The organism is Collinsella aerofaciens, from assembly GCF_039752955.1.
Classification (GTDB): Bacteria; Actinomycetota; Coriobacteriia; order Coriobacteriales; family Coriobacteriaceae; genus Collinsella; species Collinsella aerofaciens_BI.
Genome location: NZ_JBDMHB010000015.1, coordinates 34,035 through 43,156, shown reverse-complemented (window position 1 = coordinate 43,156; position 9,122 = coordinate 34,035). Strand labels below are relative to the sequence as shown.

General features: G+C 60.7%; 6 protein-coding genes and 1 tRNA gene. 4 read left to right on the top strand and 3 right to left on the bottom strand.

Features of this window, described 5'->3' with window-relative positions:
- Window positions 1–379 (top strand): HNH endonuclease (locus tag ABHR75_RS05130; protein ID WP_346963800.1); only part of this gene is annotated, 379 nt, incomplete at its 5' end.
- A gap of 444 nt (window positions 380–823) precedes the next feature.
- Here the strand turns inward: ABHR75_RS05130 and ABHR75_RS05125 are convergent.
- Both ABHR75_RS05125 and ABHR75_RS05120 read right to left on the bottom strand, forming a co-directional pair.
- A complete protein-coding gene (locus tag ABHR75_RS05125; RefSeq protein ID WP_195445734.1) occupies window positions 824–1,510 on the bottom strand; it encodes a DUF5710 domain-containing protein in 687 nt (228 codons plus the stop codon).
- A 294-nt stretch (window positions 1,511–1,804) separates the two neighbouring features.
- Window positions 1,805–1,879: transfer RNA gene (locus ABHR75_RS05120), tRNA-Val, on the bottom strand.
- 289 nt (window positions 1,880–2,168) lie between these two features.
- Between ABHR75_RS05120 and ABHR75_RS05115 the strand changes: the two genes are divergently transcribed.
- The 3 genes from ABHR75_RS05115 to glmM all read left to right on the top strand — a co-directional run bounded on the left by ABHR75_RS05115 (window position 2,169) and on the right by glmM (window position 7,068).
- On the top strand, window positions 2,169–3,191 hold the full coding sequence (locus ABHR75_RS05115) for a DMT family transporter (protein ID WP_346963799.1): 1,023 nt from the start codon (window positions 2,169–2,171) through the stop codon (window positions 3,189–3,191).
- 149 nt (window positions 3,192–3,340) lie between these two features.
- Window positions 3,341–5,653 carry a DUF4012 domain-containing protein gene (locus ABHR75_RS05110; protein ID WP_346963798.1) on the top strand — a complete coding sequence of 771 codons (2,313 nt, stop codon included), beginning with the start codon at window positions 3,341–3,343 and terminating at the stop codon, window positions 5,651–5,653.
- 83 nt (window positions 5,654–5,736) lie between these two features.
- A complete protein-coding gene (gene glmM / locus ABHR75_RS05105; protein ID WP_346963797.1) occupies window positions 5,737–7,068 on the top strand; it encodes a phosphoglucosamine mutase in 1,332 nt (443 codons plus the stop codon).
- A gap of 133 nt (window positions 7,069–7,201) precedes the next feature.
- Here the strand turns inward: glmM and ABHR75_RS05100 are convergent, their stop codons facing one another.
- On the bottom strand, window positions 7,202–8,776 hold the full coding sequence (locus ABHR75_RS05100; RefSeq protein WP_346963796.1) for a carboxypeptidase M32: 1,575 nt from the start codon (window positions 8,774–8,776) through the stop codon (window positions 7,202–7,204).
- Window positions 8,777–9,122: the final 346 nt, after the last annotated feature.

Genomic DNA, 9,122 nt, shown 5'->3' with positions numbered 1-9,122 from the left:
CCGCAAGCAGCTCGTTGCCGCCTATGATGGCCGTTGCGCGGTGTCGGACTGCGGCGTCAGTGAAGCTCTGGAGGCTGCACATATCGAGAATTACTCGGGACCCAAATCGCAGGTTGCCAGCAACGGTATTCTGCTTCGGCGCGATCTTCATTCCCTATTTGATGCTCACCTGATTTCGTTTGAGCCTGTTTGCGGCGAATATCGGCTGTGCGGATCGTACCTGCTGGATAAGACCGACTACGCTTCCTTTGCGGGTGCGACGCTAAGGCAGCCGGATGAGCGTCAGTGGCGACCCGATACGGTGTTTCTTGAGGCCCATCGCATTGAGTTCGATCGCTCGGAAAAGAAGCGTGAAAAGGCGGGGCTTCTGCCGTATTAGCGTATTTGGCTTTGGCATTCTTTGACGATCGTGTTGTTTGATCGGATCGCGTGGCGATGCAATCTCGCGCACGCCCGCCGGTGCATGCTCTTCCTGATTTGTATAGCGAGAGGGGAGCGTATATGAGCTGGCGAGGCGATATTGCGATGGGGAAGTACGGAAAACTGCCGTGTGCCCTTATAGACAACAATATGTTTCCGAGCGTAGAGGTTGATTGCGCGTCGTTTGTCGTCACCTGCCCTTGCTGCGGCTCGCAAATACCGTGTCTCGACATTCGGTTTATCGATGCGCGCGACAGACTCAGCGACGAAGTGAGAAAACGGACAGGCGTTCATATGCCGGTGTATCCGGAGAAATGCCCTGTTTGTGGCCTCGATATCGTGTACGACGCCGGCGACGAGGGATAGGTGATGCGGAGGAGTTGGCTGTGAGTGTCTTTTGCCTCTACAAATAAATCCCCTCACCGAGTTGCTTGTGGAACTCGGCGTGATGGTCGCGTGCCCAGGTAAAGAGCGCCTGGTCAAAGTCGGTACGCGTGACCGGGACGCCAAAGACGCCGGCAACTTCGACGCGTATAAACTCCAGTGCCGGCAGCTTGTTGATGGCAGTGAGGGCAAACGGGGACGAGGGCTCCTCGAACAGATAGCGGCTGCCTTGCAGCGCGTCGCAACTGGTGCACGTGTTGCCGAGCGACGGGGCTTTGGAGGCTCGCGCGCCTACGGGCTTGTAGCCGCAGCGCTTATGAAGGTAGTCGCGGATCTCGCCCGGTACGCAGCCAAGAGCGGGCACGATGGCGAGTGCGTTGGCGTTGGCCGTGTCGATGGCAATGTACCCGGCTTCGTTGGGCGCGTGCGCGATGGCGATGCTGTCGTCGTTATCGGTTCGATAGGGAATGCCGAAGGCCGCGACTGAGGTCTCTTTGTGACACTTCCAGCATTCGCGCTTGCCCAGTACTAGATATATATACGGCGCTGAGGGGTCGGATCGGTCAACACCGGGCAGCCACTCGGCAAAGGGCTCGGGGTTGACGCCGCTGGGTACATACCAGATCTTCTTGGTCCGGTCCCATTTGGCGCCCAGCGCCTTGGCTTCTTCTTTGTGCGAAAAGGGGACATCGAGCTCGGTGCGCATGGCGGCTCCTTGGTGCTGCAGGTGCAAGTGGCTCAAGGATACCGCAGGACGCAGACATCGCGGCGTTTTGCTGAGAAGTTGCGGCTCGGATGGGTTCGAGACGTGTTGGTCTCGGCCTCGGTGACTATTGGGGCGGTTTTGATTGACTGCGGAGTCAGCCGGGATAGGCACTTGGGTCGCTGACGCGGTTTTGTGTATGGGCAGGGTGGTTGCTTGGGCGGTTGGAGCTGCCAGCTGATTTGGCGACATAAAACAAAACAGCCCAGAGGACATAGCCTCTGAGCTGCGAACATTTGGTGGGCGTTAGAAGATTTGAACTTCTGACCTCTTCCGTGTCAGGGAAGCGCTCTCCCCCTGAGCTAAACGCCCGATCAAGGGTGCGCAAGCGCGCAAGGGATAATATAACGGAGCCTGAACTCGGTGGCAAGAACATTTTTAAAAATCGCTTACATTGTGGAATTCGGGGGCTTTGTCGCATCCATTTCAAAAGAGCCTGCTGCCGCGATTTGGCTGTCGCATAATGCAAGGCCATTGCGGTATCGAGCTATGGAAAGACGCCTGCGGAATTGTCCTACCGATAAGCGGACAAGCCTCCAGCTGGTGACTTCGCCGTGGTAAGGTAAACCGAATTGTTTCCAGGCTGTTTCGGGGGAGTGGAATGAGCAAAGAGTGTGTCGAGCAGGTCGAAGGCGCAGGGGCTTCGGTGCCGATGACCGATATATCGAACATTGATGTGCCCGAGGGCACCGACGAGCTCAGCCGCAACACCCGTCGCGCATGGCGCGACCGCCTGAACAGCGCTTCGACGCGCAAGATGATCACGGGTGTCTTGGCTACGCTGGTGGGCGGTTCGTTTTGGGGCTTCTCGGGCACCAGCGCGAGTTTTTTGTTCGATACCTACCATGTCGATACGCTGTGGCTTATGAGCGTGCGTCAGATTCTCGCCGGCCTGCTCTTTATGGCTGTGGTTGTCACGCGCGACCGCGCACGCCTGGTCAAGCTTTGGACCACACCCGCCGATCGCAAGCAGCTGCTGCTCTTTACCGCCTTTGGCCTGCTGTTCAACCAGTTTTGCTATCTTTCGGCCGTGCGCCTGACGAACGCCGGAACCGCGACGGTGCTCCAGTGCCTGCAGCTCGTTATCATCATGGGCTACACCTGCGTGATCGATCGCCGCATGCCGCGTACTCGCGAAGTCATCGGCATTGGCCTGGCTCTGGGTGGAACCTTTTTAATCGCCACCGGCGGCGACCCCACCAGCCTGAATATCTCGCCGCTTGGCCTGGCAGCAGGTCTTATGTGTGCGGTCAGCGCCGCGTGTATGGCGGTGATTCCCGCCAAGATCCTGCCCGAATACGGCAGCCCCATCGTCACGGGCTCGGCAATGCTCACGGCGGGCGTGGTCTCGTGCGTCTTCGTGCAGCCCTGGGCGCATATGCCGGCGCTCGACGCTGCCGGCATCGAGGCGCTCGCGGTGTTCGTAGTTATCGGCTCGTTTTTTGCTTACATGCTTTATATGCAGGGCGTTAAGGACATCGGCTCGGTGCGCGCGAGCCTCATCGGAACTGTGGAGCCGGTTTCGGCGACCATCACCAGCGTCGTTATGCTGGGGACGGTGTTTTTGCCGACCGACCTTATCGGCTTTGTCATGATCATCGTGATGATGTTCCTTACGGTGTAGCTAGCGCCGCCGCCAAGACAGAAAAGGTGTTGTGCCGCATTTTCGCCAATTGATGTCCGTGTCTGGAGTTTAGCTGTCGATGCTCAAAATGCCATAAACTAGCAACGTTATGGACTTTTTCATTGCGACTCAATTGCGAGGATTTCTTTATGGCTGGTAATCACTTTAAGGGCAGCGATAGCGGCCGCCCTGCAGTTCCGCCGCGTCCGAACGGGGCTGGTAAGGCCGGCACGCCGGGCGGCGCTGGACAGGGCGGTTCCGGTAAGCGCGTGTCCCCGGGCGAGACGGCGATGTTTACCGCTCTGTACGAGCAGTCTCAAAAGGCAAAAAAGACCGGCCGTGCAAGAGGGAATGTCTTTGCGGGCGGTGCAACCTCCGCGTCGCAGCCGAGCGGGGCTCCTTCGGTGCCTGCGAACAACGCAGGTGCTGCCAACGCCGCGAATGCTGCCGGCAACGTTAATGCCGGCAAGGCCGCCAACAATACTCCCTCTGCTGGTGGCGCGGGGCTTACGGGTAACCTTGGCACGATTTACACCGGCGCCTCCGAGACTGGCACGTTCGCCCGCCTGGATGATAGCGGTGCCGAGTTTGCGGGCTCGGGTTCCAAGGAAGATTATTACGATTTTGGCTTGAACTACGGTAGCGATGCTTCGTCGAGTTCGACCTCTGACGGTCTGGTCCGTCATCGCCATCGCAAGGGCGAGCGCAAAAAGCGTCACACTGGCGCCATTGTTGCCGCTGTAGTCGCGGTGCTTCTCGTTGTGCTTGGCGCAAGCGGCTTTATGCTGCTTAACTCGGCAAAGACCGTAAAGAGCGAAGCGAAGGAGGCTGTCGAGATCGTCGGTGGCCTTAAGGGCAAGGTCACGTCGGGCGATTTTTCGACGCTGCCTGACGACGCGAAGAAGATCGATGAGCTCTGTAACAGCATGAAGGCGGAGACCTCGAGCCCGCTGTGGGCGGCGGCTTCGTTTATCCCGGTGTATGGCAGCGATATCAATGCGGCCCGCACCATGATTGACGCCCTGTCCGATGTCTCGAGCAATGCGCTGGTTCCCATGGCCGACAACCTCTCGCAGGCTACGCCCGGCAAACTGTTCCAGGACGGCATGATTAACGTGTCCGCGCTGCAGGCGGTCGCCGATTCGCTTTCCAGCAGCTCGAAGGTGTTCAAGAGCGCCAACGAGAAGGTCCAGGGCATTGGCGATACTCATATTTCCCAGGTGACCGAGCTGGTCGATAAGGCCAAGGACGGCTTTGCCACCCTCAACGGTGCGGTTGACGCGGCGGAGAAGGTCGCCCCCGTCCTTCCCCAGATGCTCGGCGCCAACGGCCAGACGCGCAACTACCTTATGTACGCCATGAACAACGTCGAGATTCGTGCCTGCGGCGGCTTTGGCGGTTCGCAGGGCCTGATTTCGGTCACCGACGGTCAGATGTCGATTGGCGAGTTTGTTCCCCGCATTGGACTCAGCGAGGATGAGGCGGTCGAGAGCGTCGACGAAGAGGATGAGGCGCTGTTCGGCAACCACAGCAACCTGTACAACTCGGGCAATACCTATTCGCCTGATTGGCCCCGCAACTCGCAGCGTGTCGCCGCGCTGTGGAAGTCCCAGTATGGACAGGACGTTGATGGCGTCATCGCTATCGACCCGGTGTTCCTGCAGTATCTGCTGGGCCTGGTCGGTAACGTGTCACTGCCCGACGGAACGGTTGTCGACGGCACCAACGCCGCAAAGGTCCTCATGCACGATGTGTACTGGAACTATCCGGTCGAGGAGTCGGACGGCATCTTTGCATCCGTCGCCAGCGCTGCCTTTGACAAGATTCTTGGCGGTATCGGCGACGTCGATGTTGCGAACCTTGTCAGCGCCGTTGAGCGCGGTGCCGAAGAGGGCCGCCTGATCGCGTGGATGAGAAACGATGATGAGCAGAATGCCATCAAAGAGACGGGCATTGACGCTTCGCTGCCCGATCCGGATGATCCGAGTGCCGATCCCGTTGCCGGCGTTTACTTTAACAACCTGAGCTTCTCCAAGCTCGACTGGTATCTGAACGCCGACACTCAGATTGGTCAGGGCGTGAAGAACGGCGACGGCACGTGCTCCTATCGCATCACCGTTACCCTGACGAACATCATGACGCAGGAGGAGGCTGGCAAGCTGCCCGACTACGTTGCGGCGAGCGCACCCGATGCCGCGCGTGACGACGAGCGTCTGAATGTCTCGTTGTTTGCCCCGACGGGCGGCAACATTACTGATCTGACCGTCGAGGGCACCCAGTTTGGTCTTGGCGCCGCTACGTGGCATGGAATCCCCTTCTATTCGGGCACCGTTGACCTGCATGCTGGCGAGACGACGACGATCACGTATACGCTGACCACGTCGGCCGAGGCGGGGGACAAGCCGCTTACGCTGCGTCAGACCCCTACATGCCAGGCGGCTCGCGACAGCGCGTCGGCGTAGGGTTTTTCTGGTAGCGCAGATAATCGAGTACCATTTTGGGGCGGACAGGCAATCTGTCCGCCCCTATTTTGTAAGGAGGGCGCATGAAGTACTTTGGCACCGACGGCTTTCGCGGCGAGGCCAACGTTGGGCTGACGGTAGAGCACGCTTATAAGATTGGCCGTTTTGTGGGCTGGTATTACGGCGCCAACCGCAGTGCTAAGGCGCGCGTTATCGTGGGCAAGGACACACGTCGCTCGAGTTATATGTTCGAGGCGGCGCTGGTGAGCGGTCTGGTCGCGAGCGGTGCGGACGCCTATATGCTGCACGTGATCCCGACGCCGGGCGTGGCGCATCAGACCGTGGAGGGCTGCTTCGATTGCGGCATCATGATCAGCGCGAGCCACAACCCGTTTTGCGATAACGGCATTAAGCTCGTCAATAGCGACGGTTTTAAGATGGACGAGGACGTACTGGAGCTCATCGAGGATTACATCGATGGCAAGAGCGAAGTTCCGTTGGCCACGGGCAACCACATCGGTGCCACGGTGGACTACATGCAGGGCCGCAACCGCTACATTGCTTCGCTCATTGCAAGTGCGAACTTTTCGCTGCAGGGCGTCAAAATCGGTATCGACTGCGCCAACGGCTCGGCTTCCTCGGTGGCCAAGCCGGTGTTTGACGCGCTCGGTGCCGACGTGCGCGTGATCAATGCCGCGCCCGATGGCTTTAACATCAACGTCGACTGCGGCTCCACGCATATGGAGCGTCTGCAGCGCCATGTGGTGGAGCAGGGCCTGGACGTGGGCTTTGCCTACGACGGCGATGCCGACCGCTGCCTGGCCGTGGACGAGCGCGGGCGCGTGGTCGACGGCGACCAGATCCTGTACGTGTGCGGCGTGTATCTGAACAAGCACGGGCGCCTCTCGGGCGGTACCGTGGTGCCGACGATTGCCAGTAACTTTGGCCTTGTCAAGTCGCTGGAGCTTGCCGGCCTGAGCGCCGTGACCAGCGGCGTGGGCGACCGTCACGTGTATGCCAAGATGCGCGAGGGCGGCTACAGCCTGGGCGGCGAGCAGACGGGCCATACGATCTTTGGCGATATCGAGCGCACGGGCGACGGCATTATGACTTCGCTGCGCGTGATGGAAGTGATTCGTGCCGAGCGCGAGACGCTCTCGCAGCTCACGGCTCCGTGCAAGTTGCTGCCGCAGGCGCAGGTGGCCGTGCGCGTGGCGGACAAGGACGCCACGCTCGAGAACATGGGCGTGCAGAACGCCATCGCCGAGGCCGAGGCTGCGCTGGCAGGCGAGGGCCGCGTGCTCGTGCGCAAGAGCGGAACCGAGTCGGTCATCCGCGTTCTGGCCGAGGCGCCCGACCAAGCATCCGCCGATGCCGCCATGAAGCGCATCGCAGGCGCCTTGGAAGCTTTGTAGTTACGTGGTTTTGCCAAACCGCGTAACGGCTCGACGGTGCCAAAACATTGACGTTAACGGACTAGGTGGAGAAAGGGGGCGCCGCGGATTGGTTCTGCGGCGCCCCCCTTTGCGTTGGCGTGTCGGTTATGTCCTACAGCTCGTAGAGCGTGGTGAACTTGTCCTGCAGGTAGCTGCAGTAGTAGCGGGCGTCGAACGTCATGCCGCAGGCGCCCTTGATGAGCTCCGGAGCGTCCTTGGCGCGGCCCCACTGCCAAATGTGCTCGCCCAGCCACGCGCGGACGGGTGCCAGGTCGCCGCTCGCGCAGGCGCCGGTAAGGTCGACGCCGTCGCGGCACATGGCTGGCACAAACATGGCGTCGTAGGCACTGCCCAGCGCATGGGTGGGGAAGTAACCAAACGAGCCGCCGCTCCAGTGCGTATCCTGCAGGCAGCCGCGCGTGTCGTCGGGAACCGGAATGCCCAGGTACTCGTCCATAAAGCGGTTCCAAAGCGCGGGGATATCCTTGGCCGTGGCCTCGCCGGCAAACAGCATGCGCTCGATCTCGTAGCGCACCATAACGTGCAGCGGATAGGTGAGCTCGTCGGCCTCGGTGCGGATCAGCGAAGGCTGCGCGATGTTCACGGCGTGGTAGAGCGTGTCCTCGTCGACGTCGCCGTAGACCTCGGGTGCGTGGCGGCGCAGCACCTCGAGCAGCGGTCCCATAAAGGCGCGGCTGCGACCCACGGTGTTCTCGAAAAAGCGGCTCTGGCTCTCGTGGATGCCCATGGAGGTGCCGCCCTCAAGACAGGTGCGCGCATAGGCGGGATTGACGCCCAGCTCGTACATGGCGTGTCCCGCCTCGTGGATGATGCTGTAGACGTTGGAGATGCAATCGTCCTCGTAGATGTGTGTCGCGATGCGCGCGTCACCCACGGCAAAGCCCTCGCTAAACGGGTGCTCGGTAAAGGCAAGCGTGGTGTCGTTCAGGTTCAGGCCGACGAGCTTCATAAGGTCGAAGCTCATGGCGTGCTGGGCAGCCTCGGGCACGCGGGCGTGCAAAAAGTCGGCAGCGGGCTGCTGGCCGCGCTCGCCGATGGCGTGCACGAGCGGCACGACCGTGGCCTTGACCTCCTCGCAAAACGCGTCGAAGCTCTTGGCGGAAAGGCCGCGCTCGTACTGGTCGAGCCAAACGTCGTATGGGTCGCGCTTGGGGTCCATGAGTTCGGCCTGATGCTTAAGTTGGGCGATGATTCTATCCACATAGGGCTCAAAACTCGCCCAGTCGTTGGCCGCTTTGGCCTTGTGCCACACGGCGTCGGCCTCGCAGGTGAGCCTGGTCCAGGCCTCGGCCTCCTCGGTGGGGATGACGCTTGCCTCGCGCTGGTCGCGGCCGAGCACGCGAATCTCGTCAAGCAGCTGCGGGTCGTCGATCTTTCCGCCGGTGACGGTCTCGCGTGCCAGCGAACGTACAAGTTCGACAGACTTTTCGCTGGTCAGGAGCTTATGGTGCTCGCCGGCAAGGGTGCCCATGGCGTCGGCACGGGCGGCGGCACCGTTGGCGGGAGCAATGGTCGCGCCGTCAAACTCGGCAATCTTGAGCAGGTACTCGCGGGTCCACAGCTTGCCCTCGAGCTTGCGGAATTTTTTGACGGCCTTATCGACCTTCATGCCTTTGGGCGTCTTGCCCGCTGCGGGCTTGGCCTTCTTATCGTACTTCTTTCCCATACCATATCCTTAATCTCGCAGGCCGAGCGCCGCAGGCGGGTGCACGGCCAGTTTGCACAGCTACTTGCCTTGTACCCAGCGCGAACAAAACGGAACGCGGCGATGCGCTCGCGAAATGTGTTATCCTATAGCCCAATGCGTTGACGGAGAGGGTTTTGCCCGCCGCGTCGCCGGCGAGAGAGGGAAGGTCATGGGCTGCAAGCCTTCCTGCGGTGGCAAGGGCCAAGCGTTCACTCCCGAGCAGCGACCTCAACGGGCGCGCGGCCAGTGGCAGCAAAGCCCCAGTAGGGAAGCCGTGAGCCTCGCGACAAGAGGCGCAGAGTGGGCACGGCGGGCCAGACATCCG

Bases quoted from the DNA above. Each gene is read 5' to 3' on its own strand.
- ABHR75_RS05125 (WP_195445734.1), bottom strand. From the start codon at position 1,510: ATGCGCACCGAGCTCGATGTCCCCTTTTCGCACAAAGAAGAAGCCAAG.
- ABHR75_RS05110 (WP_346963798.1), top strand. From the start codon at position 3,341: ATGGCTGGTAATCACTTTAAGGGCAGCGATAGCGGCCGCCCTGCAGTT.
- ABHR75_RS05115 (WP_346963799.1), top strand. From the start codon at position 2,169: ATGAGCAAAGAGTGTGTCGAGCAGGTCGAAGGCGCAGGGGCTTCGGTG.
- glmM (WP_346963797.1), top strand. From the start codon at position 5,737: ATGAAGTACTTTGGCACCGACGGCTTTCGCGGCGAGGCCAACGTTGGG.
- ABHR75_RS05100 (WP_346963796.1), bottom strand. From the start codon at position 8,776: ATGGGAAAGAAGTACGATAAGAAGGCCAAGCCCGCAGCGGGCAAGACG.